Source organism: Shewanella sp. ENK2, assembly GCF_043568515.1.
Taxonomy (GTDB): Bacteria; Pseudomonadota; Gammaproteobacteria; order Enterobacterales; family Shewanellaceae; genus Shewanella; species Shewanella japonica.
In genome coordinates, this window is record NZ_CP171406.1 from 2,367,294 (window position 1) to 2,387,271 (window position 19,978).

Annotated in this window: 13 protein-coding genes, 3 rRNA genes and 1 pseudogene; 7 read left to right on the top strand and 10 right to left on the bottom strand. The window is 40.9% G+C overall.

Going from position 1 to position 19,978, the window contains the following annotated elements; all coding sequences use genetic code 11:
- Positions 1–14 precede the first annotated feature (14 nt).
- A complete protein-coding gene (locus ACGEDC_RS10585) occupies positions 15–422 on the bottom strand; it encodes a hypothetical protein (RefSeq protein WP_394498118.1) in 408 nt (135 codons plus the stop codon).
- A gap of 610 nt (positions 423–1,032) precedes the next feature.
- On the opposite strand from ACGEDC_RS10585, the gene ACGEDC_RS10590 reads away from it, so the two are divergent.
- The 3 genes from ACGEDC_RS10590 to rrf all read left to right on the top strand — a co-directional run bounded on the left by ACGEDC_RS10590 (position 1,033) and on the right by rrf (position 6,090).
- Positions 1,033–2,574 (top strand): 16S ribosomal RNA (locus ACGEDC_RS10590).
- A gap of 350 nt (positions 2,575–2,924) precedes the next feature.
- Positions 2,925–5,815 (top strand): 23S ribosomal RNA (locus ACGEDC_RS10595).
- Positions 5,816–5,974: 159 nt separating this feature from the next.
- Positions 5,975–6,090, top strand: a 5S ribosomal RNA gene (gene rrf, locus ACGEDC_RS10600).
- The 16S, 23S and 5S rRNA genes sit together here, the layout of an rRNA operon.
- A gap of 688 nt (positions 6,091–6,778) precedes the next feature.
- Here the strand turns inward: rrf and mutT are convergent.
- From mutT to pilB, 7 genes and pseudogenes are all read right to left on the bottom strand, one after another.
- Positions 6,779–7,174 carry an 8-oxo-dGTP diphosphatase MutT gene (mutT, locus tag ACGEDC_RS10605; protein ID WP_119967846.1) on the bottom strand — a complete coding sequence of 132 codons (396 nt, stop codon included), beginning with the start codon at positions 7,172–7,174 and terminating at the stop codon, positions 6,779–6,781.
- A gap of 16 nt (positions 7,175–7,190) precedes the next feature.
- Positions 7,191–7,400 carry a DNA gyrase inhibitor YacG gene (gene yacG, locus ACGEDC_RS10610; protein ID WP_055022953.1) on the bottom strand — a complete coding sequence of 70 codons (210 nt, stop codon included), beginning with the start codon at positions 7,398–7,400 and terminating at the stop codon, positions 7,191–7,193.
- A gap of 40 nt (positions 7,401–7,440) precedes the next feature.
- Positions 7,441–8,178 carry a cell division protein ZapD gene (gene zapD / locus ACGEDC_RS10615; protein ID WP_372036595.1) on the bottom strand — a complete coding sequence of 246 codons (738 nt, stop codon included), beginning with the start codon at positions 8,176–8,178 and terminating at the stop codon, positions 7,441–7,443.
- Positions 8,179–8,187: 9 nt separating this feature from the next.
- Entirely contained in the window at positions 8,188–8,793 is a 606-nt protein-coding gene (gene coaE / locus ACGEDC_RS10620) for a dephospho-CoA kinase (RefSeq protein ID WP_372036593.1), read from the bottom strand.
- A gap of 12 nt (positions 8,794–8,805) precedes the next feature.
- The gene (locus tag ACGEDC_RS10625; protein ID WP_394498122.1) at positions 8,806–9,735 is read right to left on the bottom strand and encodes a prepilin peptidase; all 930 of its coding nucleotides are present in this window, start codon (positions 9,733–9,735) and stop codon (positions 8,806–8,808) included.
- 26 nt (positions 9,736–9,761) lie between these two features.
- A pseudogene (locus ACGEDC_RS10630) lies at positions 9,762–11,033 on the bottom strand (type II secretion system F family protein).
- A 61-nt stretch (positions 11,034–11,094) separates the two neighbouring features.
- Positions 11,095–12,804 carry a type IV-A pilus assembly ATPase PilB gene (gene pilB, locus ACGEDC_RS10635; protein WP_372036587.1) on the bottom strand — a complete coding sequence of 570 codons (1,710 nt, stop codon included), beginning with the start codon at positions 12,802–12,804 and terminating at the stop codon, positions 11,095–11,097.
- 630 nt (positions 12,805–13,434) lie between these two features.
- Here pilB and ACGEDC_RS10640 point away from each other — a divergent pair.
- Positions 13,435–14,397, top strand: coding sequence for an O-antigen ligase family protein (locus ACGEDC_RS10640; RefSeq protein ID WP_394498124.1), 963 nt, complete (start codon positions 13,435–13,437; stop codon positions 14,395–14,397).
- A gap of 211 nt (positions 14,398–14,608) precedes the next feature.
- Here ACGEDC_RS10640 and ACGEDC_RS10645 read toward each other — a convergent pair whose 3' ends face one another.
- Positions 14,609–14,974 (bottom strand): type IV pilin protein, encoded by a 366-nt coding sequence (locus ACGEDC_RS10645; protein WP_372036583.1) that lies wholly within the window; start codon positions 14,972–14,974, stop codon positions 14,609–14,611.
- 1,138 nt (positions 14,975–16,112) lie between these two features.
- Entirely contained in the window at positions 16,113–16,991 is an 879-nt protein-coding gene (gene nadC, locus ACGEDC_RS10650; protein ID WP_282166432.1) for a carboxylating nicotinate-nucleotide diphosphorylase, read from the bottom strand.
- Between the two features lie 237 nt (positions 16,992–17,228).
- On the opposite strand from nadC, the gene ampD reads away from it, so the two are divergent.
- The 3 genes from ampD (at position 17,229) to pdhR (ending at position 19,961) form a co-directional block, all read left to right on the top strand.
- Positions 17,229–17,789 (top strand): 1,6-anhydro-N-acetylmuramyl-L-alanine amidase AmpD, encoded by a 561-nt coding sequence (gene ampD / locus ACGEDC_RS10655; RefSeq protein WP_394498127.1) that lies wholly within the window; start codon positions 17,229–17,231, stop codon positions 17,787–17,789.
- A 198-nt stretch (positions 17,790–17,987) separates the two neighbouring features.
- Positions 17,988–18,839 (top strand): beta-lactamase regulator AmpE, encoded by an 852-nt coding sequence (gene ampE, locus ACGEDC_RS10660; protein ID WP_080914721.1) that lies wholly within the window; start codon positions 17,988–17,990, stop codon positions 18,837–18,839.
- Positions 18,840–19,208: 369 nt separating this feature from the next.
- Complete coding sequence (pdhR, locus tag ACGEDC_RS10665; RefSeq protein ID WP_055022944.1) at positions 19,209–19,961, top strand: pyruvate dehydrogenase complex transcriptional repressor PdhR; 753 nt, start codon at positions 19,209–19,211, stop codon at positions 19,959–19,961.
- Positions 19,962–19,978: the final 17 nt, after the last annotated feature.

Genomic DNA, 19,978 nt, shown 5'->3' on the forward strand with positions numbered 1-19,978 from the left:
ATAACATCCTCTAATTAGGTGGCCAAAATCACTATGCCACTACATATACCTTCTATACCTTCTATACCTTCTATACCTTCTATACCTTCTATACCTTCTATACCTTCTATACCTTCTATACCTTCTATACCTTCTATACCTTCTATACCTTCTATACCTTCTATACCTTCTATACCTTCTATACCTTCTATACCTTCTATACCTTCTATACCTTCTATACCTTCTATACCTTCTATACCTTCTATACCTTCTATACCTTCTATACCTTCTATACCTTCTATACCTTCTATACCTTCTATACCTTCTATACCTTCTATACCTTCTATACCTTCTATACCTTCTATACCTTCTATACCTTCTATACCTTCTATACCTTCTATACCTTCAGATTGAAAACAGTTTATCTGTTCATAAGTGTTCAATTGGAATAGAGTTGGCTCTATTAATTAGTAAATTAATGGCAAAATTCAATATTCATCGCAGCTTAAAGCGATAATGGTAGCTCTTGGTACATCTATTCAGCTTCAGTCAATAGAGCTAATTTGCCTTTCTTTGTGTATAACTCTGGGGGTAAGTTTGGGGTATCTTGTTCTTAATTAGTGCGCTGAATTTAATTTCAATTTTTTTCAAAAAAGCCCTTGCACGGTTTCATAATCTCCCTATAATGCGCATCCACTGACACGGCAACAGGCACTAGCCAACACTGAGTCAGCTTGATTTGAAGCGGTTTTAACCACCTTAAATCAACGGCGAAAAGAAGTTTGAAAAAACACTTGACGCTGACAACGGGAAGTGTAGAATACGCATCCCTGACCAACACGGTCAACGCTCTTTAACAATCAAACAAGTAAATCTGTGTGGACACTCACAGGTGTTGAGTTAATCGAAATTGTCACTTAGGTGGCAATCAAAATTATTATCAATGTAACGATGAGTGTTCATAGCAATATGTAACAAACAGGATGTAGATTCTTCCGAGTCTGCATAATGTAATCAGAATTCATTGAGCCGAGACCTAGTCTCAAAAAACTTTAATTGAAGAGTTTGATCATGGCTCAGATTGAACGCTGGCGGCAGGCCTAACACATGCAAGTCGAGCGGTAACAGAAAGTAGCTTGCTACTTTGCTGACGAGCGGCGGACGGGTGAGTAATGCCTAGGGATCTGCCCAGTCGAGGGGGATAACAGTTGGAAACGACTGCTAATACCGCATACGCCCTACGGGGGAAAGGAGGGGACCTTCGGGCCTTTCGCGATTGGATGAACCTAGGTGGGATTAGCTAGTTGGTAAGGTAATGGCTTACCAAGGCGACGATCCCTAGCTGTTCTGAGAGGATGATCAGCCACACTGGGACTGAGACACGGCCCAGACTCCTACGGGAGGCAGCAGTGGGGAATATTGCACAATGGGGGAAACCCTGATGCAGCCATGCCGCGTGTGTGAAGAAGGCCTTCGGGTTGTAAAGCACTTTCAGTAGGGAGGAAAGGTAGCAGCTTAATACGTTGTTACTGTGACGTTACCTACAGAAGAAGGACCGGCTAACTTCGTGCCAGCAGCCGCGGTAATACGAGGGGTCCAAGCGTTAATCGGAATTACTGGGCGTAAAGCGTACGCAGGCGGTTCATTAAGCCAGATGTGAAATCCCCGGGCTCAACCTGGGAATTGCATTTGGAACTGGTGAACTAGAGTCTTGTAGAGGGGGTAGAATTTCAGGTGTAGCGGTGAAATGCGTAGAGATCTGAAGGAATACCGGTGGCGAAGGCGGCCCCCTGGACAAAGACTGACGCTCATGTACGAAAGCGTGGGGAGCAAACAGGATTAGATACCCTGGTAGTCCACGCCGTAAACGATGTCTACTCGGAGTTTGGTGCCTTGAGCACTGGGCTCCCAAGCTAACGCATTAAGTAGACCGCCTGGGGAGTACGGCCGCAAGGTTAAAACTCAAATGAATTGACGGGGGCCCGCACAAGCGGTGGAGCATGTGGTTTAATTCGATGCAACGCGAAGAACCTTACCTACTCTTGACATCCAGAGAACTTTCCAGAGATGGATTGGTGCCTTCGGGAACTCTGAGACAGGTGCTGCATGGCTGTCGTCAGCTCGTGTTGTGAAATGTTGGGTTAAGTCCCGCAACGAGCGCAACCCCTATCCTTATTTGCCAGCGCGTAATGGCGGGAACTCTAGGGAGACTGCCGGTGATAAACCGGAGGAAGGTGGGGACGACGTCAAGTCATCATGGCCCTTACGAGTAGGGCTACACACGTGCTACAATGGCGAGTACAGAGGGTTGCAAAGCCGCAAGGTCTAGCTAATCTCATAAAGCTCGTCGTAGTCCGGATTGGAGTCTGCAACTCGACTCCATGAAGTCGGAATCGCTAGTAATCGTAGATCAGAATGCTACGGTGAATACGTTCCCGGGCCTTGTACACACCGCCCGTCACACCATGGGAGTGGGCTGCACCAGAAGTAGATAGTCTAACCTTCGGGAGGACGTTTACCACGGTGTGGTTCATGACTGGGGTGAAGTCGTAACAAGGTAGCCCTAGGGGAACCTGGGGCTGGATCACCTCCTTACCTATACGACTAACTTGATGTTTGTTGAGTGTTCACACAGATTGCTTGTTACTCCTTTATGGAGTTGAGCGAAATGCGCCGCCAGCCGGTTAGCATTGTTCTTTAACAATTTGGAAAGCTGATAGTATTTAATACGATGATGTCTGTCGTTGTATTAATTACAAATCGTATTACTGGGAAGTTAATCCCTTTTTGGTAATACATTGAGTTCTCAAAACACTTTATTAAGTGTCTTGAATATTCTAAAACTAAGGCGAATTTGTGTAGTGTTAATTCACATGCAAATTATGTAATAAACCAGCTAGTTACGGTACAACTTGAGTTTCTTTTGAAACTTATTTGGGTTGTATGGTTAAGTGACTAAGCGTATACGGTGGATGCCTTGGCAGTCAGAGGCGATGAAGGACGTAGTAACTTGCGAAAAGCGTTGGCGAGCTAGTAACAAGCATTTGAGCTAACGATGTCCGAATGGGGAAACCCGGCCACATAAGTGGTCATCATACAGTGAATACATAGCTGTATGAGGCGAACTCGGGGAACTGAAACATCTAAGTACCCGAAGGAAAAGAAATCAACCGAGATTCCCCTAGTAGCGGCGAGCGAACGGGGATTAGCCCTTAAGTCTATGGGGTGTTAGTGGAATGTGTTGGAAAGCACAGCGGCACAGGGTGATAGCCCCGTACACGAAAACTAACCATAGATGAAATCGAGTAAGGCGGGACACGTGACATCCTGTTTGAATATGGGGGGACCATCCTCCAAGGCTAAATACTCCTGACTGACCGATAGTGAACCAGTACCGTGAGGGAAAGGCGAAAAGAACCCCTGTGAGGGGAGTGAAATAGAACCTGAAACCGTATACGTACAAGCAGTGGGAGCGGTTCTTGAGACCGTGACTGCGTACCTTTTGTATAATGGGTCAGCGACTTACGTTTTGTAGCGAGGTTAAGCGAATAGCGGAGCCGTAGGGAAACCGAGTGTTAACTGCGCGTTTAGTTGCAAGGCGTAGACCCGAAACCGAGTGATCTAGCCATGGGCAGGTTGAAGGTTGAGTAACATCAACTGGAGGACCGAACCGACTAATGTTGAAAAATTAGCGGATGACTTGTGGCTGGGGGTGAAAGGCCAATCAAACTCGGAGATATCTGGTTCTCCTCGAAAGCTATTTAGGTAGCGCCTCGAGCGAATACCACTGGGGGTAGAGCACTGTTAAGGCTAGGGGTCATCCCGACTTACCAACCCTTTGCAAACTCCGAATACCAGTGAGTACTACTCGGGAGACAGACGGCGGGTGCTAACGTCCGTCGTCAAAAGGGAAACAACCCAGACCATCAGCTAAGGTCCCAAAGTTATTGCTAAGTGGGAAACGATGTGGGAAGGCTTAGACAGCTAGGATGTTGGCTTAGAAGCAGCCATCATTTAAAGAAAGCGTAATAGCTCACTAGTCGAGTCGGCCTGCGCGGAAGATTTAACGGGGCTAAGCAATACACCGAAGCTATGGGTTTGCACTTAGGTGCAAGCGGTAGAGGAGCGTTCTGTAAGCGGTTGAAGGTGAAGGGGTAACCCACACTGGACGTATCAGAAGTGCGAATGCTGACATGAGTAACGATAATGGGGGTGAAAAACCCCCACGCCGAAAGACCAAGGGTTCCTGTCCAACGTTAATCGGGGCAGGGTGAGTCGACCCCTAAGGCGAGGCTGAAAGGCGTAGTCGATGGGAAACAGGTCAATATTCCTGTACTTTTGCTAACTGCGATGGAGAGACGGAGAAGGCTAGGCTAGCGCGGCGTTGGTTGTCCGCGTTTAAGGTTGTAGGCTGTTCACTTAGGCAAATCCGGGTGAACATTAGGCTGAGAGCTGATGACGAGCCACTAAGGTGGTGAAGTAGTTGATGCCATGCTTCCAGGAAAATCTTCTAAGCTTCAGGTTAGTAGGAATCGTACCCCAAACCGACACAGGTGGTCGGGTAGAGAATACCAAGGCGCTTGAGAGAACTCGGCTGAAGGAACTAGGCAAAATGGTACCGTAACTTCGGGAGAAGGTACGCTCCTGACGGTGATGAGACTTGCTCTCTAAGCTGTTGGGAGTCGCAGATACCAGGTGGCTGCAACTGTTTATCAAAAACACAGTACTGTGCAAAATCGCAAGATGACGTATACGGTATGACGCCTGCCCGGTGCTTGAAGGTTAATTGATTGGGTTATCTTCGGAGAAGCTCATGATCGAAGCCCAAGTAAACGGCGGCCGTAACTATAACGGTCCTAAGGTAGCGAAATTCCTTGTCGGGTAAGTTCCGACCTGCACGAATGGCGTAATGATGGCCACGCTGTCTCCAGCCGAGACTCAGTGAAGTTGAAATTGCGGTGAAGATGCCGTATACCCGCGGCTAGACGGAAAGACCCCGTGAACCTTTACTATAGCTTGGCACTGAACATTGAACCTACATGTGTAGGATAGGTGGGAGACTTTGAAGCTTCGTCGCTAGATGGAGTGGAGTCAATCTTGAAATACCACCCTTGTAGTTTTGATGTTCTAACCGCGGCCCCTAATCGGGGTTCGGGACAGTGCCTGGTGGGTAGTTTGACTGGGGCGGTCTCCTCCCAAAGAGTAACGGAGGAGCACGAAGGTTGGCTAAGTACGGTCGGACATCGTACGGTTAGTGCAATGGCATAAGCCAGCTTAACTGCGAGACATACACGTCGAGCAGGTACGAAAGTAGGTCATAGTGATCCGGTGGTTCTGTATGGAAGGGCCATCGCTCAACGGATAAAAGGTACTCCGGGGATAACAGGCTGATACCGCCCAAGAGTTCATATCGACGGCGGTGTTTGGCACCTCGATGTCGGCTCATCACATCCTGGGGCTGAAGTCGGTCCCAAGGGTATGGCTGTTCGCCATTTAAAGTGGTACGCGAGCTGGGTTCAGAACGTCGTGAGACAGTTCGGTCCCTATCTGCCGTGGGCGTTGGATGATTGAAGGAAGCTGCTCCTAGTACGAGAGGACCGGAGTGGACGAACCGCTGGTGTTCGGGTTGTTATGCCAATAGCATTGCCCGGTAGCTACGTTCGGAATCGATAACCGCTGAAAGCATCTAAGCGGGAAGCGAGTCCTAAGATGAGTCATCCCTAGGAATTTAATTCCTCTAAAGAGCCGTTCGAGACTAGGACGTTGATAGGCAGGGTGTGTAAGCGTTGTGAGGCGTTGAGCTAACCTGTACTAATGACTCGTGAGGCTTAACCATACAACCCAGATGAGTTTTATCTGAGTTGATGGTAACTAGATTTATTACTTACTGTTGAAGGTAAGACTTAGTGAAGAATTTAAAGCGCTTAATAAAGTAGAAAACTCAAACAGCTTTCCGAATTTAGTTAATTGCGATAAGCGATTAACAGCGAATTTGCTTGGTGACAATAGCATTGTGGTACCACCTGATCCCATCCCGAACTCAGTAGTGAAACGCAATCGCGCCGATGATAGTGTGGGGTCTCCCCATGTGAAAGTAGGTCATCGCCAAGCGCCAAATTTCTCTTTTAAGAGAGTCGAGAAAGCCCTGACTTAATAGTCAGGGCTTTTTTCGTACATAGCTAGTCAAAATTTAGTACAGCGAAAGACAGTGTGGACGATATGCCCATGTGAAAGTAGGTCATCGCCAAGCGCCTAATTTCTCTTTTAAGAGAGCAGATAGCCCATTACTCTCGTAACGGGCTTTTTTGTGTCTGATTGTTAAGTGAATTGAGTGCAGGGAAAGACAGTATGGACGATATGCCCATGTGAAAGTAGGTCATTGCCAAGCGCCTAATTTCTCTTAATTGAGAGCAGATAGCCCGTTACTGACGTAACGGGCTTTTTTGTGTTTGTAATTTAAGATAAACAGGTTAAGGAACGAAGCTAAAGCTTAAGTTTAGACACATTAACTGCTGATAGTGTGATTGATATACCCATGTGAAAGTAGGTCATTGCCAAGCGCCTAATTTCTCTTTTAAGAGAGCAGATAGCCCGTTACTCACGTAACGGGCCTTTGAAGTTTAATTCTTAAGTATCTAGACTGGCGTGACAGATAGTGTAAGTGTGCAAGCATGTCATTACCATGTGTATATGTGACTGGCAGCAAAAAGTTGTAGTACTAGCTATGGTAATGCGGCTGGTTACGCTGAAATATGGAAACTAAATTAAAGCTAATGTAATCAGCACCAGCCTGTGTGGTTTATATCATTTCGCTCATTAGTTTCTTTATGATAGGTATATTGGCTTCAGGAAATTCATATTGTGACAAGGCTGAGAGCTCTACCCATTTGATCTCTTGATTTTCAAGACCTTCTCCGATCCCATCAAAGTCTTTGACTAAATGTATATCCAGTAGTACATGTTTATCTGGGTAATTATGTGCTATCTCCAAAAATGAAATCGAACTATAAACATCGAGATTTACTTCTTCTTTAAGCTCTCTAATTAGCGCTTGTGTGACCGTCTCATTGTTTTCCACCTTACCGCCAGGAAATTCCCATTTACCACCTTGATGGAGGTGTGAGTGACGCTTTGCTAATAATATTTTTTGTTCATCATTAATGATAACGCCAACGGCTACATGAACTCTTTTCATTATTACTTCCGGTAGGTTAATGCTTGAAGAAGTCACCTTCATCGAATCCTTCTGTATCTAATGTTTCGTGATCAAACTCTGGCTTTACTGGAATAGCATGTTTTTCACTAGCCCAATCTCCTAAATCAATCATTTTACAGCGTTCACTACAAAATGGCTTAAATTTAGATTCACTGTTCCATTGAACATTTTCTTGGCAAATTGGGCATTTAACTGAAATTGGCATAATTCATCTCTCTAACTAATACAGTGAGATCCTAAAGAATTTATTGGCAAGTAGCTAGTTTGAATTTAATTTGTTTGTCGGTATGCTTTTGAGAATCAAAATTAACAAAGTGAATGGCAAACCGGCTTTTATGACCGCTGATGGTAGGGTAACAACCTTGAGATTGTGATAGTTTTACTCTAATAAGTGACAAGGTTTGTGGACTGGTTCCTTGATAGAAGCCTTGTTCTGCCTCTGAGGTTCTAAATTCAGCAGTACTTCGAGTTAGTTCTAGCAATAATGTAATAGGTTTCAAAATAGGTTCAAAATTTGCTATCCATGCTTTTAAATCTTTTTGTCTTTCATGCCAAGGCTTTGAAAGCCAAAAATGTAGTTGAGGTAAATCAAAATTGCAACATGCTCCAGGCATACCAAAACGCTGCTTTAAAGCGGATATAAACCTATCTTGCTTTAACTTACAGCCGATACGGTCGTTACTTTGCAGCGGAGCTTTTGCTGCTTGAAGTTGGTCAATTATTGATTGTATTTGTTGTTTATCAACATGAGGTAAAGCATGCCATTTTGTTAACACAATTAGCTGCTTATCGATGTCTTTAAGAATATCAGAACGGTAATCACAACGATCTGTTAGTTCAGCAAGCGAAAAAAGAGGGTAGAAACAGTGGTGCTGCTGGTCATCATTGACATGACTGTTAAGCTGAACTGCTAAATATTCGAGTCTTAGGTAACTACGCGTTTTTTCATTTAATGGTTGCTCATAAATCAGATCGTTATTCATTGTTATTATCTATGCTGAAGATGCTTGGGCTAAATATCTCAAATGTAATAACTGAACAGTGTCTCGTAATGCCTCGGGAGATTGAGTATTCTCAATAACGTTATCTGCTTTAGAAAGTCTCGTATTTCGGTCTATTTGGCTGGCTATAATACGTTCAACTTGAGCTGATTCGACCCCGTCTCGTTTTGCTGTTCTGGCTATTTGTTCATGTGGTGGAATATCCACCACTAAAGTCGTATTGACTAAACTATCTAACCCATTCTCAAATAGCAAGGGAACAATCATAATTACATAGGCTGATTTAGCATTTTCTACCGCTAGGAGCATTGCGTTGCGGATCATTGGGTGTAGTAGGTTATTTAACCAAAGCCGTTCTTCCTCATTATCAAATACAATTTCTCTTAACGCTGCTCGATCGAGCTCTCCTGAAGGCTGCAATAGTTTTTGGCCGTGACGAAGAACGATTTTTTTGAGTCCATCGCTTCCTTTTTCAACGACTTTCCTTGCGATAATATCCGCATCTACAAGTTCAATTCCTAATTCAGCAAATTGATTTGCAATTGTGGTTTTACCTGAACCTATTCCACCTGTAAGTCCGACGATATATTTAGACATATTGCGCTCTAATTAATATAAGGTTCCAAGGTACCAATTGATAATATCTTGTCCCCAGACTAATGCAATCCAGCCTGCTACCGCTATGTATGGGCCAAATGGAATCGGGTTGTCTCTCGATAAATTTTTCAATAACATCATCGTAATACCGACAATGGCTCCTACTAACGAAGATAGGAGGATGATAAGCGGTAAAAATTGCCAGCCTAACCAAGCACCAAACACGGCTAACAATTTGAAATCGCCATAACCCATGCCTTCTTTGCCTGTAACTAGCTTGAACAACCAAAACACAGACCAAAGACTTAAATAACCAGCAGCTGCACCTACAATGGCATCAGTAGGGCTTGCATAGATACCTTTAAGATTAATAAGCAAGCCAAGCCACAATAAAGGTAAGGTTAACTGATCCGGTAGTAGCATTTCATCTAGGTCAATACCTGTTAGTGCTATCAGTATAAACGTCAGTATTGATGCAAATAGAAACTGCCAGGTAGGTCCAAAGTGCCAAGCAAGCACCGCAACTAAAATGCCTGTTATTAATTCAAATAGAGGGTATCTAGCGCTAATTGCTGCTTTACAATTAGCACATTTACCTTTTAGTAAAATCCAACCTAAGATAGGTAAATTATGCCAAGGTTTGATATTACTTTTGCATTTCGGGCAGGCTGAGCCAGGTACAACTAAGTTATATTTTAGGGGGTATTTGTCTATTGGCTTATTTAAACGTTTTTCACCGACTTCTTTGACGATGTCTGGGTGGTATTCTGATAAATAAAAGTTACATTCACTTTGCCATTCACGTTTCATCATCACTGGAAAGCGGTGGATGACGACGTTTAAAAAGCTGCCAATGGTGGCAGCAAAGATAAAGCTAATTGACATAAAGAGCCAAGGTGATTGGGTCATTGACTCAACAAAAGTCATTAGGAATTCATTCATTTTATTTTTCTTCTATATTCTCATTATTATCCACCAACAATGTTACCCATCTGGAATATCGGTAAATACATTGCCACAATTAATCCACCTACTAGAGTACCAATCACGACCATCATTATTGGTTCAATTAAGCTTGATAAGCCATCTACCGCATCATCTACCTGCATTTCGTAAATATTTGCTACTTTGTTGAGCATATCATCTAACCCACCAGACTCTTCACCGATCATTACCATTTGTATTAGCATATCAGGGAAGATACCAGTGGTTCGCATTGCTACATTCATTTGCATACCAGACATGACTTCTTGGCGTACTTTTAATAATGCTTTTTTATAAACGGCATTACCGGAAGCGCCAGCAGCAGACTCAAGGCCATCTATTAAGGGAACACCTGCTGAAAATGTAGTAGCTAGAGTCCTTGCAAAACGGGCCATGGCACCTTTATGTAAAATCTCTCCTATAGCTGGTATTTTTAAAATTATCTCGTCAACTCTATCTCGAAAACTTTGAGATGTATTATGGGCTCTCTTGAAGCCCCAAACTAAAGCTACAATTGCAATAACGAAATAGTACCAAGAAGACTGTAGCCAACGAGAAAGGTTTACAACGATTTGAGTAAATGCTGGAAGTTCGGCACCAAAACCAGCGAAAATACTTTCAAACTGAGGCACTACAAATAAAAGAAGTAATACAGTCACAGCTATGGCAACAACAACTACAGCAGCAGGGTAAAACATGGCTTTTTTAATTTTAGATTTTAATGCCTCAGCTTTTTCCCTGTATGTCGCTATTCTATCAAAAACGGCATCTAATGAGCCTGAGTGTTCGCCCGCAGCGACAAGATCGACATAAAGGTCATCAAAATATAATCGATGAGGTCGTAACGCATCAGATAATGGAATTCCAGATTGAACATCTGTTAAGATTCCTGCTAGAAGTTCTCTCACCTTAGCTTTTTCATGACCACGGCCTAATAGTTCTATTGTCGTGACTAAGGGGACGCCAGCGGAAAGCATGGTTGCAATTTGCCTAGTAATCATTGCAATATCCATTGCATTGATTTTTTCTCAGATTTAAATAATGATGCAGATTTTTTCTAACGCCTTTAGGTGTAACACCTTGAGCTTTTAGAACACTTCTAATTTCGGCAATTGAAGCACCTCGCAACTCTCCTGATGTCCTCAGTCCATCACGATTAATTCCCTTCCATTCAAAGGTGAAAGTTTTAGGCTGGAGTTTGGTGTTTTTTTCTTTTTATCGATACTAGGCTTTCTTCTTGCCGATGCAGTTGCCATAAAGCAAATCCTTTTCTATTTATTATGTGCAATCAATGCTTAGTTCTAACTAATAACTAAATTAATTAAAACTGGTAACGCGATTAACTTCAGCGATACTGGTAATACCGTGAGTCACTTTTAACAAGCCTGATAAGCGTAAGTCTCTCATGCCACTAATTTTAGCTTGTCTAGCAATTTGTAAGGAATTGCCACCTTCCATAATCGTCTTAGATATCTCATCTGTCATTTTCATCACTTCATAAATACCGACTCGGCCCTTATAACCACCAGAGCAGTGCTCACATCCGACTGGTTTATAAACAGTAAAGCCTGTATCAATAATATCTTGAGTAAAGCCAAGTCGTTGCAGTTCTTCAACTGGAACATCTTCTGGTGTTTTGCACTCAGGGCATAAACGTCTTGCAAGGCGTTGAGCAATAATTAAATTCACAGAGCTAGCAATGTTATAACCTGGTACGCCCATATTGATTAAGCGAGTTAGCGTCTCTGCTGCAGAGTTTGTATGTAGTGTCGATAATACCAAGTGACCGGTTTGGGCTGCTTTAATAGCAATTTCTGCTGTTTCTAAATCTCGAATCTCACCGACCATCACAACGTCAGGATCTTGGCGTAAAAATGATCTGAGTGCTGAAGCAAAGGTTAACCCAGCTTTCAAATTGATGTGAACTTGGTTAACGCCTTCAAGGTTAATTTCAACTGGATCTTCAGCTGTTGAAATGTTTCGTTCTTCTGTATTAAGAATATTTAAACCAGTATATAACGAGACTGTTTTACCAGAACCAGTAGGTCCTGTTACTAATATCATCCCTTGTGGTTTGGCGAGCATTTCTTCGTATAGAAGGCGCTGATCATCTTCATAGCCGAGTTTTTCAATACCTAATTGCGCAGAAGAAGAGTCTAAAATACGCATTACAATCTTTTCGCCCCAAATAGTGGGCAGGGTGCTGACACGAAAATCGATTGATTTCGTACGTGACAGTTTCATCTTAATTCGGCCATCCTGTGGAACACGACGCTCAGCAATATCTAATTTCGACATGACTTTTAAGCGAGCAGAAATTCGGCTTGAAAGATTGACTGGGGGCTCAGAAACTTCATGTAAGATACCATCGATTCTAAAACGAATACGGTAACGTTTTTCATAAGGCTCGAAATGTAAATCTGAAGCACCTTTGCGAATTGCATCAGTAAGAATCTTATTTATATAGATGACAATAGGCGCGTCGTCACTTGCTTCATTTTCAGAACTTTCATTACGTTCGGTATCAGCTATTTCCATATTCGCTAATGCTTCTTCGTCTGCACCAGCAAGATCTAAACCTGATATATCATCTTCTGCAATTTTCTCTAATATTATTTGAAGCTTGTCATCTTCCACTAATATAGCTTCAGCATGTAACCCTAGACTGAATTGAAAATCCTCTAAAGCTACAATATTTGTGGGATCTGACGTTGCTATATAAAGCCTGTTACTGCGCTTGAATAAAGGTAAGCATTTGTGTTTATTTATTAATTTCTTATTTAATATTTCTTCAGGAATACTTTGGATGTCGAATCCGGCTAAATCCAGAAGTGGAGTTCCATATTCTTCATAGCATAACTCTGCAATTTCTCGAGCTGATAAAAACTTTTCAGCCACAAGTGTAGTGACTAATGAGGATTTATCTTTTCGTGATTTTGATATCGCAGTTGACAACAACTCTTCAGTTAATAAGCCTTTGTTCAAAAAAAGACCAGACAACCCTAAGTGTAGAGAAGTTGAAGGCATGAAACGGATCCTTGAGGTGTATACTAATTATACTTAATAATAACAATACTAATCATATAAGCCAATTAAAACTAAGCATATGTTTTAATTAGCAAACAACTCTTATACTCTTTAGGTCAATTTATAGCTATGAAGATTTATGCCACAGGAGATTTAATAATTAGCCAGCTTTGCATTCATGCTTAACCAAAAGGTATGAGTTTAACTCGAAGGATATGCCATCTAACGTTAAAGGCAAAAGCAGGTTATAAAAGTTTCTTTCAAGCAATAAGCAAGTTTACTTATTTATTTTTAATGTAAGCACTTAAAGCTTGAGGTAGGCTATTTATATAGTTTTCAAATATCAGTATGTGATCAGTTAGGGATTTATATGGAGTCAAAAGCATATTCAAAAATTGTGTTAGTTATTTGCGGGGCGGGTTTCTTGTTAGGTACTCTTTTCTCAATTAATTTTTCGCGATTAGTTGGTGTTAGTAATGAGTATGATATTAAGCGACTAATCGTAATTTTTTGTATTTGTTTTTCTCTCTATTACTCACTTTCGTAAAGAGTATTGAGTTTAAGAAGGTTCCAATAAAAATTAAGCTGTTGGGAACTATTATTTTACTTGCAGGCTTGTACTCGTCCTTTATGAGTAAAAATCCATTTTTTAGTGGAATAGAGCTAATATATAATGGTTTGTTATTAATATATTTTGCTTTTTTTGTGATTTGTATGAGAGCACTTGAAAAAAATAAGCTCTATTTTGGGGTTTATCTATATTTTTTATTTTTCTCTATATTCACATTTGTTAAGTATCTGTTGTTTCTGGTTTTTTTCTATTTTGATGCAAAAAGCTTTAATATTCATGAGTTAGTCTACGGTTATGTCAATGTTCGCTTTTTCAATCAGTTACAGGTAATGATAATCCCTATACTGTTTTGGCCGTTTTTTCATCCAGAGTGTAAGAGATATAAATTGGCCTCTATTATCATCATATCGTTACATTGGGTTGTACTATTACAATCAGAGGCTCGAGGAGCTGCCCTATCCTTAATCATCTCTACGGGTGTATTAGGTTATTTTTTACCTTCGGAAAAGAGATTTAAATTATTTTTTACAAGTGTAAAAGCATTCCTTTTTGGGGGCGTGCTTTGGCTAATTTTGATTATAATTATCCCCAATTGGTTAATGAATGTGGAAAACCTGCAATTAAGAACGGGAAGTTCTGGTCGTATTGATTTATGGTTTTATAGTGTTAAAAGTATCGTTGATAATATTTGGTTTGGATTTGGGCCAATGAGTTTTGCGTGGGCTGAAGGTAAACCACTCTATAATGCTCATCCCCATAATTCGGTAATTCAACTTCTCTATGAATATGGAGTTGTTACGTGGTCGGTCATAGTATTCGGAGTTTTTTATTTTCTGCGGGGAAAAATACAAGGCTTAAAATGTGAATATTTTCAAAAGACTACACCATTTTTACTATCTATTTTTTCTGGACTGATCTACTCATTGTTTAGCGGGGTGATAGTGATGCCATTCTCACAAATATTGTTGGTTTTCTTAGTCGCTTTAGTTTGCCATGAAGGGGGGCTGGATATTACAAGGTAAGAAAAAATACAACAGTTATACTTTTTATATCAACGTTGACAGGGGCAGGGATAATTCTATCAAGTTATCATCATGAGCAATTATTACCTGCTTTATTTCCTAGATTATGGGTGAATGGTTTAATAGGTTAGTGCGAAATTTTTATATGATTTGAACCAGAAATAAAAAAGGAGCTACATAGCTCCCTTTTCCATTAATTACTTACAAAGTATTAAGTGCCTTCTTTACATGAAGATGTTGCTATATCACAAGTAATATTACCAGCACCATCTTTTGCAGCAAAAGTTAAAGTGCCTCCAGTATTTAAAGCTGCAATGGTAGTAGGAAGTGTAACTACTGCATTGCATGCAACAGCGACATGTCCTGGAATTGTATCTAATTCAGCAACGATTGCTGCAGCATTTGCTTTAACGGCTGCAGTAGCTTCACCTAGACATGAGTTCACTTTACTTTTTTCAACATATTCTTTGTAAGCAGGCAATGCGATTGCTGCAAGAATACCGATGATCGCTACTACGATCATTAATTCAATAAGAGTAAAACCCTTAGCGTTTTTCATTTGGTTAATGCTTTTCATTTTTGTCTCTCTCTGTATTGCTTCGGGCTTGTTCTTATCCTTGAAACTTAAAATTATTAAAGGCCCTTAATAACTTTAAGTGGTGTCCTATCACCACAATCCTTCCGACATTAGTAAACTAGTGTTCTTATTAAAATGGTAATGCAGTTACGAGACAGCTAAATAACTCGCTTCTCAGGGAAACCAGTCATAAGCCATATCGTTACATTAGTGTTAAAGGATAGAGTAGTGTTTGAATATTCGCCACTTTACCTTTGACCACAATTAGCAGTGTAACATACTTGCTACATTGTTAACGGAGTGTTCAGTTGAGAGTTAGTGCTTAAAAATTACTTATCAAAGTAATCAATTGTTACCAAGGTAACACTTTGAAAAGTCATTTGTTAAAGCTTGCGTCTCAACATTAGCTCGTCTGTAGTGAACGTTATTATAAAGTTACTAAAAAGGGAATACTTTATCGGCGTAAAGTGCGAAAAAAGCGTTTTTTGCTGGTTTTATTTCATTGAAACGACTCGGGAAGTAACATTTTTGTGACAATCTTTGCTTGATTTGAATAATAATTGACTGTCGATTGGTTTTGTCAAAATTATGGCATTGTTAAACAGCCTTTATATATAGAAATAAGTACTATATAAATGAAGCTTTAATAATGGTAAGACCTCTCAAGGTATTATGAGAAACTGGAATTCAATTAAAATCGCAAGCATGAACTCCCGCTTAAATAAGAAAGCAATGAGCAGATTAAAGGTTGGAATGACAGTAAATGTAGCTCATTTTATAGCCTAAATAGCAGTGTTATTGTCTCAGAGAGAATCAGATAAAGGCTTTATATAGATCGATGTGCCAATGTTTAGACATGTTATTTGTACTCGTGAAACCATAACCATACCATAACCATACCATAACCAAAGTCATATTCTCTAAGTGAAGTGAGTAATCGCTGAAGTTATTAGAGAAAGCTGATTCCGCACTTTTTGGGAGCACTAGCAAGGTATTAAAAAGCCTGCTTTAAGCAGGCTTCATAGAAACATCAAGGTTTAACTGTTAGTTGTGCCAATATGTTGATGTCATTTGTTATAAGTACCTAAATGCTAATAACGGTGTTTCTACTCTATATCAGTAACGAGTTCGCCGATATTTATGATTTTAGACGTAATGATAAATCAAGCGCTTTAACATGCTTGGTGAGTGCGCCAACAGAAATAAAATCAACGCCAGTTTTTGCAAAATCACTGATGGTGTCGATAGTGACGTTACCAGAGACTTCTAATTTAGTATTAAAGCCTTTTTGCTTAAATTGTTCATTTAGTGCTACTGCTTCAATCATCATAGTGACATCAAAATTATCAAGCATAATGATGTCTGATCCAGCTTCTAATGCTTGAGTTAACTCATTAATAGACTCAACTTCAACTTCCACGGGTTTATCAGCCGCTAGTTTTCTCGCTGCATTGACAGCCAGCTCAATATTACCGCAAGCCATAATATGATTTTCTTTTATTAAAAATGCATCGAATAAGCCGATGCGATGATTTTTACCGCCACCACAGGTGACTGCGTATTTTTGTGCTGTGCGAAGTCCTGGAATGGTTTTACGCGTATCAAGCAGACGAGTGTGTGTGCCTGCTAATTTGTCGACATAATGCTTGGTTAAACTCGCTACACCAGATAGCGTTTGAATAAAGTTCATTGCTGTGCGTTCGCCAGTTAAGATTGCTCTAGCTGGCCCTGAAAGCTCACATAGCACTTGGTTAGGAACTAATAAATCACCATCATCAACATGCCAATGTAAAGCGACTTCGCCACCAAGTTGGTTAAATACTTGCTCTGCCCAAGCTTTACCGCAAAAAACACCTTCTTCACGGGTGATAAGTTCGGCTTCTGCATACTTTTCAGTAGGAATAAGTTGCGCTGTGATATCTGCAGCTAACATGTCTTTTGGAGTATGAGACGGATTGTGTCCTAGATCTTCATCAAGAGCGGTTTTCACTGCGTGACGGATGTCATTTTCAATCATGTGATTTGTCCTTGCTATAACAGCTGCATCAAGTTGGTCAATATATAATGAAATCCAACTGATAATAAAACAGGTATGCGAGCAACTTTACCACAGTTGTCATTTCAAAATATAGCGCTTAACTGATACATTAAGCTTGTATACTCGCAACGCAGAAACAAGCTTAGTGATTAAATTCATTATGTATATAACAGCCCATTAAAGGTTGTAGTTTAACGCTGATAATAAGAATAGATTATGAACAAAAGTATTCATGCAGGCTGGCACCGAAAAGCCCGCATATGTAAGTCACCTCATTTTAATCAACGACCCCTTCATGAGGTGAGTGGGTTAATTATTCATAATATCAGCCTTCCCGCAGGCAGCTTCGGTTTACCGCACATTGATGGCCTTTTTCAAGGTTGTTTAGATGTCAGTGCCGATCCTAGTTTTGAAGAGCTTGCGGGTCTTGAAGTCTCTGCGCACTTTTTAATACGTAGAGATGGCGAGTTAGTGCAATATGTCAGTTGTGATGACAGGGCATGGCATGCTGGAGTGTCGAGTTTTGAAGGTCGTGACAATTGTAATGACTTTACGGTGGGGGTCGAACTTGAGGGAACAGACGATGCTCCTTATACCAATGAGCAATATCAAGTTTTAGCTGAATTAACCTTGGAGTTGTTCAATGTATACCCTATGCTTAATCAAACTAGAATTGTAGGGCACTGCGATATAGCACCGGGGCGAAAAACTGATCCTGGCGATAGTTTTGATTGGTCACGATATTTTAGTTTATTAGCAAACCGTGGTGCCAGCTAATGCCACTGATTAAATGATGTTCGGAATCTAACAGTAAATGTCTATTGTGTCAGTGGTTTTTATGATGTTGTCAGCTTGTATACTTCAAAAGGTAAGGCCAAATAAGCCTTTGTTATAAAGTCATTTTTTAATTATAGTGTTGAACTTAGTTTTGCGTTTATCCAGTAACTTTATTTTTGTTTAGTTTGCAGGAGTCACATGGCACTTTTTTCGTTATTAATTGCAATCATGGTCGAAAGACTCAAGCTACTTCCTGCAAGTTGGCAATTTGATTCAATGCTCGCTAAATACCATTCTTTATTTTGGAAAGATAAGCAACTTGATTCAGCTATTTGGGTTTCTATTGTTATCCTTATTCCTGCGGTTATGATTTTTCTCTTGTTAGTCCTCTTAGATGGTCTCGTTTATGACTTACTGACATTATTGCTATGGGTCGCAATATCCATTCTTTGTTTTAGCCATCAAACTCTGCGTAATAACTTCAAAAAATACATGCTTGCGGCGTGTCGAGGAGATGTACAGGCCTGTTACCATTATGCCGAAAGCCTAGATTGTGCTGAATGCTTAGATGCTATTGATGAAAAAGATTTGGGCCAACAAATAGGTAAAACAGTGGCTTGGGTTAATTATCGGTACTACGGTGCTGTAGCATTATTTTTGATCTTCTTTGGGCCAGTTGGTGCGGTGCTTTATTGTACGGTACGTTTTTATGACCAACATAATCAGTTAAACCAACTCAATATGCCTTTTATTAGTCGATTACTGTTTTTACTCGACTGGCTACCGAGTCGCATTTTTAGCTTTGGTTTTGTATTAAGTGGTCATTTCGCTTCAGGCATTGCCGAATGGCGTAAACAGGTATTCAGTGCCAGCAATCATGCAAAAAATATTGTCACCCGTACAGCCATAGCCGCTGAAAGTATACCTGAATCAACCTCGGCGCCTGTTTGTGTGCAGCCAACGTTGGCATTATTAGCATTAAGTAAACGTAACTTTATTTTATTACTGACAGTTTTGTCGGTACTCACTATCTTCGGTGTGGTGAGTTAATACACGATTAAGTTTATGCGTAATTAATGCATAACTAATATTTATTTGAAATAGAAAAACAGTTTTTATTTTATAGATGATTAGCATTTAAATTAGCTGCTAAAGTTTACTAGAAATGCGCTTTTTATTTTAGCCGCTAACGACATTGAAACATTCCGTATCCCCTCAGTGGTTGCGTTTGTGAAATGGTCAGACCCCTTAAAAGTTTTTTTTCGTTATGCTCATAGCACCTTAAGAGTTGTGATGTTTTAAACTTTTAGCCAACATCCATTCAACACTAGCCTAACTAGACATCAATTGTTTGATTTGATAAAGTGCGCTATCTCATATAAATTGGTAAGACCAATTGACAACGGAGCTGAGGGCCAAATGGCTTATAGCAAAATAACCCAGCCAAAAATTTCAGATGTGATCATGGAGCAGCTAGAGCGCATGATCCTCGAAGGTAGCTTGCAACCAGGGCAAAAATTACCGCCTGAGCGTGAGCTTGCCTTGCAGTTTGAAGTGTCTCGTCCTTCTCTGCGTGAAGCGATTCAAAAGTTAGAAGCCAAAGGTCTGCTAATGCGCCGACAAGGTGGAGGCACTTACGTCAAAGAGCAACTTTGGCAAAGCCTAGCAGATCCTATTGTAGAGCTGATGCATAACGACTCTGAAAGCCAATACGACTTATTGGAATTCCGTCATGCTACAGAGGGTATGATGGCCTATTTTGCTGCGCTTCGTGGAAACGATGCCGATATGCAAAGCATCAAGCGTTCAATTAATGAAGTTGAAACGGCAAGCAATATTGAAGCTCAAGCCGATGCGATTGTGCGATTTTATCGTGCAGTTGCAGAAGCATCGCACAATGTGGCGATGTTACACCTAGTACTCAGTTTAACCCCTGTGTTGCACAAAAACGTGGCACAGAACTTAGAGCTTTTAAGCCGTCGCGAAGAAGCCTCTACTATGGCGAATGAACACAGGCGAGCATTACTCGCTGCGATTGTTCGCCGTGATCCTGATGCGGCACGTGAAGCCTCGAACGAACATTTAAGTTACATCGAGGAAGTCATGTTGTCAGTGAGGGAAGAAGACAGTCGGTTGCAGCGTAGCTTGCGCCGTTTAAAGAGCGGTGTTTGATACAAAATATAGTGAAC